Origin of the sequence: Streptomyces sp. 5-10 (assembly GCF_014712245.1) — a bacterium.
GTDB classification, from domain to species: domain Bacteria; phylum Actinomycetota; class Actinomycetes; order Streptomycetales; family Streptomycetaceae; genus Streptomyces; species Streptomyces violaceusniger.
This window is the reverse complement of sequence record NZ_JACVYG010000003.1, coordinates 1-18,313: the sequence shown is the minus strand read 5'-3', so window position 1 is coordinate 18,313 and position 18,313 is coordinate 1. Positions and strand designations below refer to the sequence as shown.

The 18,313-nt window shown below is 70.4% G+C and carries 18 protein-coding genes and 3 pseudogenes; 10 read left to right on the top strand and 11 right to left on the bottom strand.

What is annotated here, in order from left to right:
• Positions 1–11: 11 nt before the first annotated feature.
• Entirely contained in the window at positions 12–173 is a 162-nt protein-coding gene (locus IEJ02_RS04610) for a hypothetical protein (RefSeq protein WP_191063497.1), read from the top strand.
• Between the two features lie 42 nt (positions 174–215).
• Positions 216–653 (top strand): glutaredoxin domain-containing protein, encoded by a 438-nt coding sequence (locus IEJ02_RS04605; RefSeq protein ID WP_191063496.1) that lies wholly within the window; start codon positions 216–218, stop codon positions 651–653.
• Between the two features lie 63 nt (positions 654–716).
• On the opposite strand, the gene IEJ02_RS04600 is transcribed toward IEJ02_RS04605, so the two are convergent.
• Positions 717–866: a hypothetical protein gene (locus tag IEJ02_RS04600; protein WP_191063495.1), complete on the bottom strand. Its 150-nt coding sequence runs from the start codon at positions 864–866 to the stop codon at positions 717–719.
• A gap of 67 nt (positions 867–933) precedes the next feature.
• On the opposite strand from IEJ02_RS04600, the gene IEJ02_RS04595 reads away from it, so the two are divergent.
• From IEJ02_RS04595 to IEJ02_RS04585, 3 genes are read left to right on the top strand one after another with little or no spacing between them, the layout of a single operon-like run.
• Complete coding sequence (locus tag IEJ02_RS04595) at positions 934–1,668, top strand: hypothetical protein (protein WP_191063494.1); 735 nt, start codon at positions 934–936, stop codon at positions 1,666–1,668.
• 20 nt (positions 1,669–1,688) lie between these two features.
• Positions 1,689–2,954: a sensor histidine kinase gene (locus IEJ02_RS49705; RefSeq protein ID WP_191063493.1), complete on the top strand. Its 1,266-nt coding sequence runs from the start codon at positions 1,689–1,691 to the stop codon at positions 2,952–2,954.
• Positions 2,951–3,628, top strand: coding sequence for a response regulator (locus tag IEJ02_RS04585; protein ID WP_191063492.1), 678 nt, complete (start codon positions 2,951–2,953; stop codon positions 3,626–3,628). The genes IEJ02_RS49705 and IEJ02_RS04585 overlap by 4 nt, the downstream gene beginning before the upstream one ends.
• A gap of 65 nt (positions 3,629–3,693) precedes the next feature.
• Here IEJ02_RS04585 and IEJ02_RS04580 read toward each other — a convergent pair whose 3' ends face one another.
• A complete protein-coding gene (locus tag IEJ02_RS04580) occupies positions 3,694–4,248 on the bottom strand; it encodes a P-loop nucleotide/nucleoside kinase family protein (protein WP_191063491.1) in 555 nt (184 codons plus the stop codon).
• Positions 4,249–4,509: 261 nt separating this feature from the next.
• Between IEJ02_RS04580 and IEJ02_RS04575 the strand changes: the two genes are divergently transcribed.
• Entirely contained in the window at positions 4,510–5,241 is a 732-nt protein-coding gene (locus tag IEJ02_RS04575) for a GNAT family N-acetyltransferase (protein ID WP_191063490.1), read from the top strand.
• Between the two features lie 265 nt (positions 5,242–5,506).
• Here the strand turns inward: IEJ02_RS04575 and IEJ02_RS04570 are convergent.
• Positions 5,507–5,671: pseudogene (locus IEJ02_RS04570) on the bottom strand (nuclear transport factor 2 family protein); the annotation flags it as partial.
• Positions 5,672–5,875: 204 nt separating this feature from the next.
• Here IEJ02_RS04570 and IEJ02_RS04565 point away from each other — a divergent pair.
• Positions 5,876–7,028: pseudogene (locus IEJ02_RS04565) on the top strand (serine hydrolase domain-containing protein).
• A 354-nt stretch (positions 7,029–7,382) separates the two neighbouring features.
• Here the strand turns inward: IEJ02_RS04565 and IEJ02_RS04560 are convergent.
• The 5 genes and pseudogenes from IEJ02_RS04560 to IEJ02_RS04540 form a co-directional block, all read right to left on the bottom strand.
• Positions 7,383–8,291, bottom strand: coding sequence for a class I SAM-dependent methyltransferase (locus IEJ02_RS04560; protein ID WP_191063489.1), 909 nt, complete (start codon positions 8,289–8,291; stop codon positions 7,383–7,385).
• Positions 8,292–8,294: 3 nt separating this feature from the next.
• Positions 8,295–9,407, bottom strand: a complete 1,113-nt coding sequence (locus tag IEJ02_RS04555; RefSeq protein WP_191063488.1) for an NAD(P)-dependent alcohol dehydrogenase — start codon at positions 9,405–9,407, stop codon at positions 8,295–8,297.
• A 3-nt stretch (positions 9,408–9,410) separates the two neighbouring features.
• Positions 9,411–9,661: pseudogene (locus IEJ02_RS04550) on the bottom strand (aldehyde dehydrogenase family protein); the annotation flags it as partial.
• Positions 9,662–9,873: 212 nt separating this feature from the next.
• A complete protein-coding gene (locus IEJ02_RS04545; protein WP_191063487.1) occupies positions 9,874–10,650 on the bottom strand; it encodes a (5-formylfuran-3-yl)methyl phosphate synthase in 777 nt (258 codons plus the stop codon).
• Positions 10,651–10,894: 244 nt separating this feature from the next.
• Complete coding sequence (locus IEJ02_RS04540) at positions 10,895–11,794, bottom strand: LysR family transcriptional regulator (RefSeq protein ID WP_191063486.1); 900 nt, start codon at positions 11,792–11,794, stop codon at positions 10,895–10,897.
• Positions 11,795–11,969: 175 nt separating this feature from the next.
• Between IEJ02_RS04540 and IEJ02_RS04535 the strand changes: the two genes are divergently transcribed.
• The gene (locus IEJ02_RS04535) at positions 11,970–12,866 is read left to right on the top strand and encodes an EamA family transporter (RefSeq protein WP_223863419.1); all 897 of its coding nucleotides are present in this window, start codon (positions 11,970–11,972) and stop codon (positions 12,864–12,866) included.
• 50 nt (positions 12,867–12,916) lie between these two features.
• On the opposite strand, the gene IEJ02_RS04530 is transcribed toward IEJ02_RS04535, so the two are convergent.
• From IEJ02_RS04530 to IEJ02_RS50245, 3 genes are all read right to left on the bottom strand, one after another.
• A complete protein-coding gene (locus IEJ02_RS04530; RefSeq protein ID WP_191063485.1) occupies positions 12,917–13,957 on the bottom strand; it encodes a vWA domain-containing protein in 1,041 nt (346 codons plus the stop codon).
• Positions 13,958–14,030: 73 nt separating this feature from the next.
• A complete protein-coding gene (locus IEJ02_RS04525) occupies positions 14,031–14,201 on the bottom strand; it encodes a hypothetical protein (protein ID WP_191063484.1) in 171 nt (56 codons plus the stop codon).
• Positions 14,202–14,476: 275 nt separating this feature from the next.
• Positions 14,477–14,773, bottom strand: coding sequence for a hypothetical protein (locus IEJ02_RS50245; protein WP_191063483.1), 297 nt, complete (start codon positions 14,771–14,773; stop codon positions 14,477–14,479).
• Between IEJ02_RS50245 and IEJ02_RS04515 the strand changes: the two genes are divergently transcribed.
• Positions 14,748–15,398 (top strand): family 78 glycoside hydrolase catalytic domain, encoded by a 651-nt coding sequence (locus IEJ02_RS04515; protein WP_191063482.1) that lies wholly within the window; start codon positions 14,748–14,750, stop codon positions 15,396–15,398. The genes IEJ02_RS50245 and IEJ02_RS04515 overlap by 26 nt on opposite strands.
• 449 nt (positions 15,399–15,847) lie before the next feature.
• Positions 15,848–18,313, top strand: a 2,466-nt coding sequence (locus IEJ02_RS04510) for a bifunctional [glutamine synthetase] adenylyltransferase/[glutamine synthetase]-adenylyl-L-tyrosine phosphorylase (protein WP_191063481.1), incomplete at its 3' end; no start/stop codon positions are given.

The following is an 18,313-nucleotide window of genomic DNA, read 5'->3' as shown; positions in this document are numbered from 1 at the left end:
ACACTGGCCGGATGACGTCAAGCCCCCACCGCGATGCCCCAGGGGCCGGAGCGCCGAGGGCACGCCCGCTGACCGCGCTGGCGGCCGTCACCAACTTCCTCGTCGTCCTCGACGGTCTGGTGGTGACGGTGGCCCTGCCCGTCGTGCAGCGGGACTTTTCGCTGACCTCGTAGCCCGCGAAGCCGGAGCCCGACGCACCGGTAGCCTGGGCCGCTATGACGCGCGCTTGGACCCTGCCGACACTCCTCGTTCTCAGCGGCGCAGCCCTTGCCACCGGGCTGATCTCCAGCGGAAACCCCGGCGCAGCCGCAGCGCTCCTGCTGGTGTTCGTACTGCTCGCGGGCGTGAACTCGCCGCTGATCTTCCCGAGGTCGATCAGCGCACCGGAGGCACAACGACGCAGCGCGGCAGACGGCCGCCCCGTCGTCTTCTGGCGGCCGGGCTGCGCGTACTGCCTCCGCCTGCGCATCCGCCTGGGCCGCGGCGCCCGCCAGGTGCACTGGGTCAACATCTGGCGCGACCCGGCCGGAGCGGCAGCGGTGAGGGCGGCCAACGACGGCGACGAGACGGTACCGACCGTCGTCGTGGCAGGCCAGTCGCACACCAACCCCGACCCCGCATGGGTACGCGAACAGCTCTCCCGTTCCGCGTGACCGGGAGCGGTGCCGCAGACCGTCGTGGCCCACCGCGCCCAGCGGTGCGAGCGCTCCGGACGATCAGCGACGAGGCCGAGGCCAGCCCGTCGGGCGGGTGATCAGGCGGCCGCGGACCTTGCCGTTGGAGAAGGTCGTGGTCTTGGTGCCGAGGCCGGCCATGACCACGCGGTCGGACCAGGGGCAGAGGCGCGGCAGGGGAGGTACGACCACGGTCCGATCCGGAAGTGTGGTCCGTGCTCCGACGACATGGCGTGTGCGGTGGCGACATCGTTGCCTCATGACCGTCACTTCCTCGTCAATCGCCGCGCCGCGGGCTTTCTTTCCGGGACGCTGGGTGGGCGCGGCATCCCTCGTCGCCGGGCCCTTGCTGGTGCTCGCCGGTGTGCTGCTCCGGGTGCGCTTCAGCTTCTTCTTTCCCGCCCAACTGAACGCCTACGAGCGCCATCCGCATCTCATGACCGCCTCGTACAGCCTTGTCGCGGCGGGGTGGGTGTTGCTCTGGCCGGGAGTGGTGCTCCTGGCCGACCGGATCGGTACGCGTTTCCGGGAGCTGGCTGTGTGGGGCGGTGTTCTCACGGTCCTGGGCCTGTTCGCCCGGGCGTTTCACGCAGGCGTGGACCACGCGGACTTCCAGCTGGTGACCGCCCATGGCGCGGCGTCGGCGGCCCGGACCGTGAGTGAGACCTATGGCGCTTTCCACGTCTTCAGCGCGCTGAACGCCGCCATCATGGGCGGCTGGATCCTGCTGGCCGTCGGCGCCTACCGCGCACGGGTGCTCGGACCCCTGCGTGCGGCGGCCCTGGGCCTGGTATCGGTGATGCCACTGGGGGTGCTGAAGGGGACGACCGCGTGGTCGGTCGCGGCTGCCGCGGGGCTGTGCGTGGCACTCGTTCCGCTGGGCGTGGCCGCGTGGCGCACAGGGCCGACTCCACGAGCGGCCACGGTCGTTGGGAGGCTCGTGCTGGTGAGTGTGGTGGGCACCGCGATGTTCTGCTTCGGGCGGGCGGGATGAGCGCTCGGTATTGTCGTGCGGTGCGCATTGTGCGGTGGCGCCCGCGGACCGGGCCGCATCTGCTGGCCGTCGACGCCTGCGTGGCGGGCGTGGTGACGGCAGCGTATGTGGCGCTGGCCGGGCAGGGCGGGCCCGACGGGTCGCCCCGGTTCTCCGGCCCGGCATGGGCGGGCTGGCTGGTGGCGGCGGGTGTCGGAGTACCGCTGGCCGTTCGGCGCCTGTGGCCCCTGTCTGCCCTCGCGGTGGTGCTGGGCGCCACGGCAGCGGCGACGCTCTTCGACATCACCCGCGACCCCTACCTCTCCTCGGCCCTGGCCCTCTACGCGGTGGCTCTCCTGGCGCCGCCTCGCCGGGCCGTGGCGGCGCTGGCGCTGACCCTGGTCGTCTCGGCGGCCGCCGTGGTCACCGGGGAGGCGGTGCTGACCCCGTCCGGCCCGTGGCCGGAAGCGGTCGGAACCGCGGCGCTGGTGTGGCTGGTGGCCGGTGGCGCCTGGGCCGCGGGCCGTGCCGTACGCCAGCTGCGGGCCCGGGCGGTGCGGCGGGAGCGGCGCCTGGCCGAGGAGGCGCTGGCCGAGGAACGCCTGCGGATCGCCCGGGAGTTGCACGACATCGTCTCGCACAGCCTCAGCGTGATCGTCGTCAAGGCGTCCGTCGCCAACCACGTGGCCAAGGAACGCCCCGAGGAGACCCGCGATGCCATCGGCGCGATCGAGCGGACCGGCCGGGAGGCGCTGACCGAGATGCGGCGCGCCTTGGGCATGTTGCGCGGCGACACCGCCCTACCGCACACGCCAGGTGCCGACGCCGCACCGCCCACGCCAGGTGCCGGCTCGGCGCAGCTGACACCCCCTCCCGGACTGGACGACCTGCCCGCCCTGATCCGGCGCGCCGAGCAGGCGGGCATCCGCGCCAGGCTCCGTACCCGCCTGGCGGCCGACCTCCCCGCGGGGACGGCGCTGACCGTCTACCGCATCGTGCAGGAGGCGCTGACCAACGTCATCAAGCACGCCGGCGACGGAACGCACTGCGAGGCCACCATCACCGCGGACACGCGCGGTCAGGTGCACATCGAAGTGGTCGACGACGGAGCGGGCAGGGCGCCCGGGCCCGGCCGGGCGGACCTCAGGGGCGGTCATGGACTGGTGGGGATGCGGGAACGGGTGATGATGTACGGGGGGACACTTCAGACCGGGCCGCGGCCCGGCGGCGGGTTCGCCGTCTCGGCCCGCCTCCCGGCCGAACCCGCGCACGGCACCGCACCGGACCGAAGGGAGCCGACCGCGTGACCGAACCGATCCGGGTCCTGGTCGCCGACGACCAGTCCCTGCTCCGGGGCAGCTTCCGGGTGCTCATCGACACCGCACCCGGGCTGACCACGGTGGGCGAGGCCGGCACCGGCGCCGAAGCGGTCGAGAGCACCCGGCGGCTGCGCCCGGACGTGGTGCTCATGGACATCCGCATGCCCGTCATGGACGGGATCGAGGCCACGCGGCACATAGCCCGGTCGCCCGAGACAGCCCAGACACGCATCCTCATCCTGACCACCTTCGACCTCGACGAGTACGTGTACGGCGCGCTGCGGGCCGGGGCGGCCGGGTTCCTCCTGAAGGACACCTCACCCGAGGTCCTGCTGGCCGGCATCCGCACCGTCGCCGCCGGAGAGTCCCTCCTGGCACCCTCGGTGACCCGGCGCCTGATCGCCGCGTTCGCCCGCCTTCCCCACGCCTGCCCGACGCCCGGCTCCTCGCTGGAGAACCTCACAGACCGCGAGCGAGAGGTTCTGCTGCTGGTGGCCCGCGGCTTCTCCAACACCGACATCGCCGAATACCTCCACCTCAGCCACGGCACCGTCAAGACACACATCGGCCGGCTGCTGAGCAAGCTGGCGGCGCGCGACCGTGCGCAACTGGTCATCAGCGCCTACGAATTGGGACTCGTCACGGCGACCAGCGGCTCCTGAACTCACGTCCCAACCAAAGCGGTGCGGTTGAGCATTCCGCCGCGATGTGTGACTCGCCGCAGCTGTCATGGTCGGCCGGCGGAGTGTGGCGTGGCCCAGCCGGTGGCGGTCACCACGTCGCGCGCGATATCCACGACACCACGCTTGTCCGTCATCACCCGCACGGTCTCCGCGCCGACCTGCTGGTCCAGCAGCCGTGCCTTGCGAGCACTGCCTTTCAGTTCGTGCTCCAGCTCCGAGCCGAGTTCCCGGCGCACCAGCCGCTCTCGGACGGTGGCATCGGAGGCGGTGAGCAGAACCCGTATGATCCGTGCCCCCGCTCCCATAGCCCGCTCGAACATTCCCGTGGACTCAGGAAGCACACTCACGGTGTTGGTGTAGATCAGTCGGCGGTAGCCGCGTCGGGCGAAGTTCCCCCACACGGCCGTCAGGTTGCTTTCGGTGATTTCCGAGCAGTGGGGGTCTCCCTCCGGGGCCGGATGGACCTGCCCCATGAAGTCGCCATCGATGACCGCGTGCGAGACGGCCGCGGCCCGCAGTATGGCCGATACCTCCCACCCCACCGTCGTCTTGCCGACTCCGGCCCGCCCTCCGATGAGCAGTACTTCCGCGTGATCCATGGGGGCAGCCTGCCAGCACACATCCGTCTGGGGCGATCCAATATCGATCGCCTCTGCCTGAGCGGAGGCCCCGATACGAGCCGTAGAGCGGCAGGGAGGGGGCCCACCCCCCTCGCGAAGCGGCTGGCCCGGCGACGGTTATGGTTCCATCACCCCGGCGCCACGACCGGACGCGCGCCGGCGGGAATCCAGACCGGGGAACGCGCCCGGGCGGTATCGCGCCGCCCGGCCGACCGCGCACAGTGGGAAAGGCACATCACGATGACGAGCGGTGACAGCGGTGACAGCGGTGACGGCGGTGACACCGCGGCGCTCGACGACCCGGTGGGGGAGTCGCTGCGCGGCCGCCACGCGGCTCTCGGGCGCCGACTCGGCCGGGCTGCCACCTACCTGCCCGGAGTCGCGACCTTCTCGGCGGTACCCGCCGACGCGGACGCGGCGGACTGGGCCGGTCTCGCGCGGCTCCTCGGCCGAGACGCGTTCGCCGACATGTTCAGCTGCCAGGCGCCCCCACCTCCGGACTGGGAGCAGGTTTTCGTCCTCGAAGGCCGGCAGATGCTCTGGACCGGCAGCAGCCACCCCGACCAGGCTCATGCCGTGACCGGGGCCGACGTGGTCGAACTGGGTGCGGCCGATGTGCCCCAGATGCTCGACCTGGTGGCACAGACCCGGCCGGGACCGTTCTGGCCGCGCACCCTCGAACTCGGCACCTACCTCGGCATCCGCGACGGCGGCAGGCTGGTGGCCATGGCGGGCGAACGGCTCCGGCCCCCGGGATGGACCGAGATCAGCGCCGTCTGCACGGCCCCCGAGGCGCGCGGGCGGGGCCACGCCGCCCGCCTGGTCAGCACGCTCGTCGCCCGCGTCCTGGCGCGGGACGAACGCCCCTTCCTGCACGTGGCCGAGACGAACACCGGCGCGATCGCGCTCTACGAACGGCTCGGCTTCGCGAGCCGGAAGCACGTGACCTTTCGCGGCTTCCGCACTCCGTGAGTGTGCCCGAGACGGCCACGCGTCGGTCCGCACCTCCGCGAAGAGCCTCGGCTCGGCATCGTTGTTCAGCGCGCCGCGGTTGACGCGCTGCTGGAGCAGGTCGCACATGACGTTCTGCCGCCGCCTGTAGAGCGCGATCGGGTCCGCGATGCGGTCTACATGTGGCGGCCTGACGCACATGGCGGCTTACGTCGCCGACGAGGTTGATGCGGACGCGTCGTTCGACGAAGCGCCAATGCCCGTCACGGCGCTCGAAGCGATCGTGGTACCGGCCGCCGGCGATGGGCTGGAAAGGTAGGTCGGGCAGCGCCTGGAAGACGGTCACGTACGAACGCGAGACTGCCGTGCCCGCCTGTTCGTCGACCTCGATCGCGAGGTTCGTCGTGACGTGCTGGGTCCGTGGAGCTGGCCCACCCGGCGGCGGAGCCATGCTGCGTCCTTACCCGGGGGGGATAGCCCCAGGCACCGCCCTGAGGACAGCGCATCGGCACGTCAGGGGGAAAGCCGGGTGGGCCGATCCCCTCTCCGCTGGTGGGATGGTCGTCGACCACTGGTTCCGGGAGCGGAACCGCCGCAGGCCGCGGTCTGAGCGGTCCCTGACCGCTCAGGCAGCCTGAACAGCGAAGGGAACACCATGCATGGGTCAGGAACGCGCCGGCGAGGCCCACTTGTCCTGACCGGCCTGGCCGCGGTCCTCCTCGCCGCATCGACCGGGCTGACGGGGGCGGCGGCGAAGCCGCAGCAGGCCGATCCGCTCCAACAGCGGGTGGACGCGATCCACGACACCGGGGCCGTCGGTGTGTTCGCCGAGGTGACGTCACCGCGCACACGTGACAGCGCGCGCGCCGGGACGGCCGAGAGCAGCACCGGGAGGCCGATGCCGCACAACGGCAGGTTCCGGATCGGCAGCGCCACCAAGACCTTCACCGCCACGGTCGTGCTGCAACTCGTCGGCGAGGGACGCATGTCCCTGGAGGACACGGTCGAGCAGTGGCTTCCGGGAGTGGTCCAGGGCAACGGCAACGACGGCAGCTGGATCACCGTGCGGCAGCTGCTGCAGCACACCAGCGGGATCCGTGACGTCCTGCCGCAGATACCCGCGTTGAACAGCGCGGACGGCTATCGAGCCGAGCGGTTCCGCACCTACACCCCCGAGGAGCTGGTGGAGCTGGCGATGCGGCACCCGCCCCAATTCTCCCCGGGCGCCGGCTGGTCGTACTCCAACACCAACTACATTCTCGCCGCGATGATCATCCACGAGGTCACCGGCCGGAGTTGGGCACACGAGGTGAACGACCGGATCATCCGCCCGCTCGGCCTGGAGCACACCAGTACGCCCGGCACCTTCCCGTTCATCCTGGGCCCGCACGCCCAGGGCTACGCCGCGTTCGGACACCGACACCAGCATTGACGCCACGGCGCTCAATCCGAGCATGGCCGTCGGTTCCGGCTCGATCATCAGCACCACACACGACCTGAACCGGTTCTACACCGCACTGCTCGGCGGCCGTCTGCTGGCTCCGGCGCAGCTCGACGAGATGACGACCACCACGCCCGCGCCCGAGCTGGGCGTGAGGTATGGCCTCGGGCTGGGCGAGATCCCATTGCCCTGTGGCGGCAGCTACTTCGGACACCCGGGCGAACTGCTCGGCTATCACACCTGGGGTGGCGTCACCCGAGACGGCACCCGGACCGCCGTGGTGTACACCACCAGCGACGGCGGCCAGGACACCCAGCAGGCCATGAGCACACTCGTGGGCCGGGAACTGTGCCGGACCCGCTCCTAGTACTCCAGTCCGGTTCGGGATCCATATACGGAAACGTCCGGTGGGGACTACTCGGGCCGAGGCGAGACCGAGCGCGTGGCCAGGCCTATGACTGTCCGTTCGCACGCAATGGCTGCGTGAAAGGTTCCAGGCCCCGCCGAAAAGCCACCGACAACGGACCGACAGCCACCGATATGTGACCGACACCGTGGCCGGGGCCAGGTCAGGGTGGTGAGGAGCAGGCCGAGGCCAAGTGGCCAGGTGACGGGCGGAGCGCGGTGCGGGTTTTCGTCGGACTCGATGTGGCAGGCATGGGGCCGCCGGTACCCCGTTCGTGCCGTGCCATCGCCGCCGCCCAGCGGGTTGGCGGCGGGGTCAGGGGCGGGGCTTGTGGGCGAAGACCCATCGGTTGCCTGCTAGCGCGTCGTTGTGTTCGGGGTGTGGGCCGCGTCCGTGTTGGTGGGTGTACTCGAAGGGGGTGTGGACGGTCGTGGTCCAGCCCTTGCCCGCGAGGTCGCCCGTGGAGTCGGGGCGTGGTTCTCGGCTGAACAGGTTGAGCAGGTCGATGCCGATCTGGTGTTTCGTCGCGGTGTAGAGGGGGCTGTCGCGGTATTCGAGCAAGTCCTTGTCGAGTTTGACCTCGAAGGCCAGCGAGCTTCCTCCTGCGCTCAGCCGGTCCACCGTGTGGATGAGGTTCGTTTCGGAGGCGTTGGGGAGGTAGAACAGCAGCCCTTCGGCCAGCCAGGCGCTTGGTGCGGCGGGGTCGAAGCCGGCGTCGGTCAGTGCTGCGGCCCAGTCGGCGCGCAGGTCGACCGGGATCGGTACGCGGGCCGCTTTCGGGGTGGTCGGCAGTCCGCCGAGTACCTTGTGCTTGAACGCCAGCACGCCTTCCCTGTCGATCTCGAAGATCACACAGCCGGGAGGCCAATCGAGCCGGAACGCCCGTGCGTCCAACCCCGCCCCGAGCAGGACCACTTGGCGGGCTCCTCTCGCGCGTACCGAGTGGAGGAGGAAGTCGTCGAGGACCCTCGTGCGCAGGCCGAAGTACCGGGCGAAGCGTCCCCACAGGGGGTTCGCGTCTCCGTCCTCGACCTGGTGTATGCGCACCGGCCAGTCCGCGGAGGCCGGTGCGGCGTGCACGAAGTGCTCCGCGTAGATGTCTTGTGCCAGGCTGTCGTGGCGGTGGGTCTCGATCGCCCGGGCTGCGGCGACCATGAGAGCGGTCAGGCCGACACCCCCTTCCACGCCTTCCACACCGGTGTTGTGATGCGTTGTGTCGGTCATGGCTCATCGGCCCTTTCCCGCGGGAATCAGGACGGGTTTGACCACGCGGCCCGCGTCGCAGTCGCGTTCGGCTTGGTTGATGTCAGCGAGGGGGTAGGTGCGGATCAGCTGCTCGAAGGGGAACCGCCCGGCCTGCCAGAGCCTGGTCAGCCGAGGGATCAGCAGCCCCGGCACCGCGTCCCCTTCACAGATGTGGGAGATCCTCCGGCCCCGGTCCAAGGTCCCCGGTTCGAGTGGCAGCGGGGTGCGGAGGCGCGCTACGAGGCCGAGGTGGCCGGTCGGGCGCAGGGCCCGGAGGGCGTGGTTGATCAGCTGGGGGGAGCCGGTGGTGTCCAGCGCGTAGTGTGCACCGCCGTCGGTCAGGTGCTGGATGCGGTCGGGCAGGTCGGGCAGGTCGGCCGGTGCGGCGTGTAGCGGGATCGCGTGGAGCCGCTCGGCCAGGGCCAGCCGCTCGGGGTGCCGGTCGACGGCCACGGTCACCGCCCCGGCGGCGGTGGCCGCCATCACCGCGGCCAGGCCGACCGCTCCGGCGCCGTAGACCGCGACGGTGTCGCCGGGGCCGACGCCGAAGGAGTGGAAGACCGCTCCGGCGCCGGTGAGGAAGCCGCAGCCGAGCGGTCCGAGGAGTTCGATGGGCAGTGTGGGATCGACCCGGACGGCGTTGCGGGCGGGGACCATCGCGTATTCGGCGAAGGAGGACTGGCCGAACCACCGGGGGGCCAACGCGCTTCCGCCCGCGTCGGTGAAGCGCGCCGCGTGTTCCTCGCGTCCTCCGAAGAGGTTGAGCGTGGCGAAGGAGTCGCAATACGCGGGGGCCGCACTCATGCAGTTCCGGCAGTGGCCGCAGGAGTCGAAGCTCAGCACGACGTGGTCACCGGTGCTCAGGCCGGTGTCCGGGCCACCCGTCTCCACCACGATCCCGGCCCCTTCGTGGCCGAGCACCGCCGGGAGTGGTGAGCGGCCGGCCGAGTGCCGGACCGCGAGATCGGTCCGGCACATCCCGCAGCCCGCGATCTTCACCAGGATCTCGCCGTCGCCCGGCCCCGCGCGCAGCATCACCTCCTCGAGGGTGAACCGGCTCTCGTAGGAGCGCAGTACCGCCGCGGTGAACCTCATCCGTCACCCTTCAGCCGGGCGGTGCACGACGAACGGGCTGAGGTCCCCGTACAGCCCCCACGGCCTGCCCGCCACGCCGACACCGCTGTCCTTGCTGCCCGCGAAGGGCTGGGCGAGGGAGGTTTCGGCGTGGTGGTTGATCCACGCCGTCCCGCATTCCAGTCGGCCGGCCACCGCCTCGGCCCGGTCCAGGTCGGTCCCCATACCGAGCTGCCCAGCCCGAAGCCGGTGTCGTTGGCCGCTTCCACGGCGTCGGCTGCCGCGAGCAGCGCGGTGGTGCGGGCGGCGGGATCGGCGCGCCGGCGGCGCCAGGCCTGGTGGGCCCGGCCCACGATGGTGTCCAGCTCGTCCGGGCCCTGGTCGGGGGCCGCGTCGAAGTCCTCGCCCGTGGCCGGGTCGAGGACCGCGAAGCACCCGCCGTGGGTCCCGGGCGCCCGACGGGGCCGGGGTGTGGGCATGCCGGGCCTCAGCCCGCGGTGGCGACGGACGCCGCGTGTTCCCGGGCGTGCTGGTCCATCTCCGCCCGGAAGGCGGCCACCAGCTGCGGCTGGATCCTTCCGGCGTCGCGGTCGCCTCCTTCGCAGACCGCGCCGCGCACCCCCACGATGTCGGTGCCGATGCGGGTGAGCGCGCCGAGGTCCGCGGCCTTGACGCTGCCCGCGAGGGCGGCGAGCAGACCGGCCTCGTGCGCCTGCCGGACGAACTCCGCGCAGACGTCGGGCGGAACGTGGTCGAACAGCCGTGTCCCGTCCTTGACCGCGGTGTCGAGCATGGCCGCATCACAGCCGGAGCGGCGGGCGATGTCGGGCAACGCGAGCGGGTTGACGCAGCCGATCCGGTGGGCGTCGGCGTAGCCGGAGGCGACGACGAACGCCTCCGGCTGGTAGTCCTTCACGGCCCGGACGACCCCGCGCATGACGTCGATGGCCTGTTCGGGTGTGGTGCATCCGTAGAGGCCGACCTTGATGTAGGTGGCTCCGGAGACCGCCGCGCCCAGCGCCGCCTGGGCCACCGTGCCGGGCTTGTACGGGACGTCTCCCACGGTGGCGGAGACCGGCTTGTCCGCCGGGACCGCGTCGCGGATCTGCCGGATGACCCAGGGGAAGTTCGCGCCGAGCGAGCCCTCGTCGGGTTTTTTGACATCGACGATGTCGAGGTGTTCCGCCGCCTTTGCGCAGTCGAGGGCCTCCTCGACGCTGTCCGGGGAGATGAGAAGCAACAACGTGGATTCCTTCCACCGCATGCCCTCTGCCCAGGGGGCAGGTGTGCGGAGTCGTGTGGATCACGCGCGGTCCGCTCATCATTGCCGCGTCCCGTGGCCCAGGGGAGGGCGCACAGAGTCCGGACGGGTCATTGCCATGACGTTCCACGCCCCCGGCGCAGCGTCCACGCCGGTCCGAATCAGCCGCCCGCAGGCGCACCCGTTGATGAGGCCACCGACACTCACAGGCCCTGTCCGGAGCAGCACACCGACACGGCGATCGAGGCTATGCGCGCTGCGCTGATTGCCGAATGATCAGGTCGGTCAGCAGGGCCAGCGGAGGCCAGCTGTCGCGCCCCCGGCGGGCGACGGCGAAGGCGCGCAGGACAACGTCCGGCGCGGTGAGCGGCACCAGATGGACACCGGGCAACGTGGAGGTGCCCATCGGCAGCAGCCCTACGCCCATTCCTGCCGCGATCATGCCCTGGACGAGGTCGAGGTTGTCCGCCTGGTGAGTGAGGTGGGGGGTGAAGCCGGCCATGGAGGCGAGTGTCCGAATGACGGTCTCGTCACCGGTGTTGCGCGAGTTGCCGATCCAATCCGCCGTGCGGAACCAGCGGAAGACCTCCGGGGCGCCCGGTGCTGAGGGACGGGCGGCGCGGTCAGGGATGCCCAGACCCCAGGGAGCGGTCCACAGTGGGGTGACCGCGACCGCGGGGTCCGGCTCGGCCGGTGCCAGGTTGTAGTCGTAGGTGAGCGCGAGGTCGGCCTCGTCGTTCGCCAGCAGATGGAGGGCTTCGGCGGGTTCGTGTTCGCGGACCAGGATGCTGAGCTGAGGATGGCTGGTGGACAACCTGCTGATGATGGGCAGCAGTTGGGCTCGGATAGCCGTGGCGAAGCCTGCCACGCGCACCGTGCCGGTCGGCGGGGCGTCGGGACTCAAGTCCCGCCGTGCGGCCTCGACCGCCGCAAGGATGGTCACGGCGTGTTCCGCCAGACGACGGCCCGCCGGCGTGAGCCTGACCCTGCGCCCATGCGGCTCGATCAGTGCCGTGCCCATGTCCTGAGCCAAAGCGGCGATCTGTTGAGAGACCGTCGAGGTGGTAGCGCCGGTGGCCTCGGCCACGGCGCGCATCGAGCCTCGCCGGGCCAGCTCGGCCAGCATCTGCAGGCGACGTGTTTCCATCCGGCCCATTGTCCATGAATGCCGAACGAATCATTCGGGATCGACACGTGGACGTGAACGGTGTCGAGGATCTGTACTGGAGCCCATGAACGCTCCCGAACCGCCTGATGCTCGTCCTTCCCATCGCCCGCGCCATGCCGGCGCCGGGGCCGGTCTCCTCATGGCTGCCACTTCGATGTGCACCGTGCAGCTCGGATCGGCTCTGACGGTTCCGTTGTTCGGACAGCTCGGCGCGCTGGGAACCGCGGGGCTGCGCCTGGGCTGGGCGGGGCTGATTCTGCTGGTGGCCATCCGTCCCCGGCCTCGTGATTTCACCTCCCGGGACCTTCTCGCCTGCATGGGGCTCGGCCTTGTGACCGCCGGAATGATGGTCTTCTTCATGCTGGCGATCGCCCGCCTCCCGCTGGGGACCGCAAGCGCACTGGAATTCTTGGGACCGCTCACCGTCTCCCTCTTCGGGCCGAGGAAGGGACGCCTCGTCTGGGCGGCCGCGGCGGCGACGGGCGTCGTACTGCTGACCGAGCCCTGGCACGGCGGCGCCGACCTCGTGGGGGTAGGGAGCGCGCTGCTCGCCGCGGGGTGCTGGGCCGCGTACATTCTGCTGACCCAACGGGTCGGTGATCGCGTCACCGGCCTGAAAGGACTGGCCGTCTCCATGCCGGTCGCCGCGGTGGTGGGGCTGGCCGTCGCCGCCCCGGACCTCGCCGAACGCCTCGCGTGGACACCGCTGTGGACCATGCTGGCTCTGGCGGTGCTCAGCCCCGTCATCCCCTTCGCCCTCGAGTTTCTCGCCCTGCGTCATCTGACCACGTCCGCGTTCGGCACTCTGATGAGCCTTGAGCCCGCCATCGCCCTCATGGTCGGTCTCCTCGTTCTCGGCCAGCGCCCCGGGGTGGCCGCGACACTCGGCCTGGTTCTCGTGGTCGTGGCCAGTGTCGGTGCCACCCGCGCCGGTGTCCGTCCCGCGGCATCCTCCAACCAGGCACCGGCTCGCCGGTATGAACCTGCCCCGGAGCCCGTACAAGGCGATCAGGACCGGGCCGCCGTCTGCCAGGGCAGCCGGCCGCTGTGACGCATGGGGAGGAGGCCCCGCCAAGCCGGACCGGCGGGGCCTCCAAGGCCTCAGATCATGAGCAGCAGCCGCGTGTGCGGTACCAGTTTCCGGTTCACGCTGGTGCTCTGCACGAATATCGTGAAGTCGTCGTTGCGGTCCGGATTGACGCGAACTTCCGTGTCCGGCAGGCCGAGCAGGGATCGCGCCTCCGGCCCCGTGTACACCCGGTCCGTCTTCTTCTCCAGCACCGCGATCTGCTTCCGCGCCTGGATTTTCTCCGACTTGCTCAGCTGATAGAACGCACAACCGGTACGGAAAGTGTGCCCGCATTCGATGACCCAGTCCCGGATCGCCGCTTCGCGGGCCACCGGAATCAGCTGGTATTCCGACGGGTCCACCGGTGTGAGGCCGGCTGCCTTGATGGTGTCCTTGTTGACCGCCTCCGCGCCCGTGGAGAACACCGCCCGCGATCCCCGAATGCCCTGGGCCCGGCCCATCATAAAGTTCTCGGTGGCCTGCTGGATAACCTGCCCTGCCTCCTCCAGGCCCTGTGTGCTCGTGGCATCCCAGATGGCGATGTTGTCCTTCGGGAAGCCGCACTGCATGGCCTCGCGCTTGCCCATCTGGTCCGGCACAAGGACGGCCAGCGTCCAGTTGTCCTCCTGTGACCCCATCATCTTGGCCACGGCCTGGACCAGTTCACGCGGGTTTTTGGTAAGGGCATCCGGGCAGCGATGACTTGCGTTCTCCTGGCCGTCCGTCAGCACGAACGTCAGGAAGCTGTGGTCGCCGTACAGTTGAGCGGTCTGCGCGAGCTCCCGCTGCGACTTCAGTGTGGCCGCCAGCAGAGCCGTCATTCCCCCGACCCGGTAAAGCTGCTTCAGGGACGGCATCCGCAGCACGTCCTTGTCGTAGATGACGCACTCCACCTTGTCCGCGAAGACGTACACCGTGACGCGGGTTTCCTGGTCCAGTTCCTTCGATCGGCGAGCCAGATACGCAATCTGCTGGTCGGCGACTTCGACAACCTTGCCGCTCAGGTGTGACATGGACGAACTGGCATCCAGCACGAGAGCAACGTGATTGATGTAGTTCTGGTTTCCGGACATGACCGCTCCCCCTTTTTTTCCCTGTCGATGCTCCTACCTTCTCACCCACCACTGACAATCGATCGAGGTGACTTCAGAGTTCGACGTGGCTGCGGCCGGCGGGCACCTTCCGTTCGCGGGAGCCGCCGCCCCGCCCGGGGACCTCGACGCGGGCGGGTCCGCCGGCGTTGATGTCGAAGGAGGCACCGGAGGCGCGGAGCACGAAATCGCGGACCGCGACGCGGGCACCGGTTGCCCGGAACACGGTCCGGCCGTCCCGGACGAGCGCGGTCCTGTCCGGTCCGGCGGTGACGGTGCAGGTGGTCCCCGCAGCTGTACGTTGGCGACCGTATTGGTGCCGGGCAGCCCGAGACCGCCGAACATGAGGGCCGAAGGGTCACCGTCCCAGGGGTTGTCGGAGATGAGCTCGTGCAGGCCCTGTACCGCCATCGCGTTGGACCAGGAGTAGGTGCGCCAGGCGGTGTCGACGGCGGAGGCCATGACGGACTGGCCGGGGACGGGGTCGAAGGACTCGGGGAATCAGTTCTCCTTGTCCCAGGCGTCGAGGTACATCGCGGTGCTCCGGGCGGCGAACCGGCCGGCGGCGTCGTCGAAGCCGTACCGCTTGACGCCGTCGTACACGGTGGCGTTCATCGGTGGCCACACGGCGCCCTTCCACTGCTCGGGGGCGGAGTCCTCGCCGTACTTGTCGAACCCGCGCGCGACAGCCGCCCCACCGCCTACTGGTACCGGAACGGTCCCGTCACCCCCGACCTGGTGGATCGCCAGCTTGCCGACCTCCGGTCCAAGGGTGCGCGACTCCGTTACCTCCACCACCGGCCTCGCCCGCGGCGCCGCGGTCACCGCCTCCGAGAGCAACACGGTCCGCAAGACCTGGGAACCCGCCCTGGCCGTGGACGGCCTGACCAACAGCGCCCTGCAGACCGCAGCGGGTTACTCCAGCGGGGCACACCCCGGCGCCGACGTCTCCGGCGAGCCCATCACCCTCACTCTCGACCTGAAGACGGCGAAGACCTTCGACGAGCTGGCGCTCTACCCCACCCGCGGCGGCGGCAGCGAGACCTGGCACCCGCGCTTCGGCTACCACGGCTTCCGCTACCTCGAACTCAAGGGTGTGCCCGACAGTGCCACCGTCACCGTGCGAGGCGAGGTCCTGCGCACCGACAACACCTCGGCCGGCGACTTCACCAGCTCCGACGCGCTGATCAACGACATCCACTCCCTGAGAGGCACTGATGGCGCGTTCACATTGCGCCATGTCTCGCACCTCGCTTTCCGGCCAACTCGTCAGTTCGGTCCCTGCCGAACCTGGGTCATCACGGTCATGGCGATGGGGATCTCTTTACCGCGATGGGGATCACTTGACCGCTCATGGGGAACTAACGCGGGCAGTCGACTCGGAGCCGGCCACTACTTCCGCCATAAATTAAAATACAGATAAATGCCTGGTGAATGTTGATTAAAAGAGCCGCCGGGAAGTGGGGGTAGTCCATGAGGAATGTGCTGGCCAGAACCTCGTGGATGGAGTGTCGAGCGCATCCATTTTGTCCCGATTCGCGCATCAATGTATGACTCAAGGTTTTATTGCCTGAGCCTTGACCGCTATCGACTGGGCCTCCTACTTTTTTGCCGCCGGATTGAGGCGTTCCACCTGATTCGGGGAACGGGGAACGTCTGCCGCAAAAATCAAGAAGAGGATGCGATGAAGAAGATCTCAAGGCCGTCTGGGGCCTCACTTTTGCCAACGAGGCAAAGGTGGGCGGGGCAACCGTCGGCTCGCCTCGTGTAAAGGGCCGGATGGCCCTGTAAAACGCGACCATGTGGCCCAATCGATATGAGATGAATTCGGGATAAGGGGATTCCGCAATGACAGGGACGGAGGCGGCACGCATGGCCCTACCGCAGGGGCGCAGGAGCAGCGAAGTCAGTCGGCTGTTGCGGTGTGGTTTCTCTGACGTCTCGGTCGCGCGGCGGCTGCTGGACGCGCCTGAGCTGGCCGGGGTGTGCAGCGGTTCGGTGTTGCTGGAGGGGCTGGGGGCGACTGCCGATCCTGATCTGGCGTTGCGTGGACTGGTGCGGCTGGTGGAGGCGCTTCCGGAGGTTCCGGAGACTTCGGAGATATCAGAGATTCCGGGGGACGGGGGCGACAAGGAGCGCATCGACTCGCGGCAGGCGCTGCTGGACGCGCTGATCACCGACGGGCCGCTGCGTGACGGGCTGCTGGGGGTGCTGGGGGTGTCCGAGGCACTGGGCGATCATCTGGCCCGGCATCCGCGGCACTGGCAGGCGCTGGTGACGGACAAGGCGGCGGACCTGCCTCCGACCACCCGCGACTTCGAGCGGGCGCTGGCCGAGGGGGTCTGGGGCGAGCCGGGGGCGGGACTGCCGCGGCCGGACGCGCTGCGGGTGGCGTACCGTCGTGCGCTGCTGGCCATCGCCGCGCGCGATGTGTGCGGCACCATCGATGTCACCCAAGTCGCCGCCGAGTTGACGGACTTGGCGACGGCGACACTGCGCGCCGCGCTGCAGATCGCGGCGGAGGAACGGCCCGAGGAGGCCGCGTCCTGCCGGCTGGCGGTGATCGGTACGGGACAGTGCGGCGGGCGCGAGCTGAACTATGCCTCGGACGTGGACGTCGTCTTCGTCGCCGAGGCCGTGGACGGGACGGAGGAGGCCAAGGCGGTGCGGGCGGCCACCCGGCTGGCCTCCCGGCTGACGCGGATCTGCTCGGACGTCACGATCGAGGGCACCATCTGGCCGGTCGACGCCGACCTCCGGCCGGAGGGGCGCGACGGCCCGCTGGTGCGGACGCTCTCCGGCCATCTGGCGTACTACCAACGGCGGGCCGGGATCGGGGAGTTCCAGGCGCTGCTGAAGGCCCGGCCGGTGGCGGGGGACAGCGCGCTCGGGAAGGCGTATGTGGACGCGGTGGGCCCATTGGTGTGGCGGGCGGTGGGGCGCGAGGACTTGGTGTCGTACGTGCGGCAGGTGTGCCGTTGTGCGGTGGGGGACATCCCCGGCGGGGACATCCCCGGCGTCGGGGCCGACCGCGAGCTGAAGCTGGGCACCCGGGGCCTGCGGGACGTCGAGTTCACCGTGCGGCTGTTGCAGTTGGTGCACGGCCGGTCGGATGAGTCGCTGCGCGGGGGTACCACGCTGGAGGTGCTCGCGGCGCTGGCGGCGGGTGGCTACGTGGGCTGTTCGGACGCGGCCGCGCTGAGCGAGGCCTATCGCTTCCTGCGTTCGGTGGAACAGCGTACCCAGCTGTACCTGCTGCGCCGTACCCGTCGTGTACCGCGGGACGAGGCGGATCTGCGGCGGCTGGGGCGCTCGCTCGGCGCCGTCTACGGCTGGGACCGTCATGCCGATCCGGTGAGCGAGCTGGGTGCGGCGTGGCGACGGTACGCGCGTGAGGTGCGGCGGCCGCATGTGAAGCTGTTCTTTCGACCGCTGTTGGACGCGGTGGCCCGGCTGGAGTCCGGCCGGGTCCGGTTGAGCCGGCAGGCGGCGGAGCAGCGGCTGGAGGCGCTGGGGTACGCGGACCCGGCCGCCGCTCTGCGTCATGTGGAGGCCTTGGCGTCCGGGGTGACCCGTAAGGCGGCGATCCAGCGGACGCTGCTGCCCGTGCTGCTGGGCTGGTTCGCCGACTCCGCGGACCCGGACGCCGGGTTGCTGGGCTTGCGGAAGGTGTCGGACGCGCTGGGCAAGACGCCGTGGTACCTGCGGCTGCTGCGCGACGAGGGCGCCGCCGCGGAGAACCTGGCCCGGGTGCTGTCGGCCGGGCGGCTCGCCCCGGATCTTCTGCTGCGCGCCCCCGAGGCGGTGGCCGTGCTGAGTGCCCCGGAGGGGCTGCGGCCACGCGGCCGGGCCCATCTGGAGCAGGAGGTGCTGGCCGCGGTCGGCCGCGCCGACGGCGCCGAGCAGGCACTGGCGGTGGTGCGCGGGGTGCGGCGGCGCGAGATGTTCCGTACGGCGGCCGCGGATGTGATCGCGAGCGCGCGGCTGTTGAACGAGGTGGCCCAGCCGACCGTGAGCTGGCCGCCGCCGGGCGGCTGCGGCGCCCCGGCCATCCCGCCGACGGCGCGCTTCCCGCGCGGCGTGCGGCCCGCGGTGGAGGTGCCCAGCGCGCTGCGCGACTGCGCGCCCCACCTTCCGGTCCGCCTCTCGAACCGTACGGCGCTGCCCGAGGAGCCCGCCGGTCCGGGGGCGCTGGTCGACATGGTCGGTGACGCCCTCTCCGATCTGAACGCCGCGACCCTCGCCGGGGCCCTGCGCGCCGCCGTCCGCGACACCTGGGGCGATGAGCTGCCCACCCGCTTCGCCGTCATCGGCCTCGGCCGCTTCGGCGGCCATGAG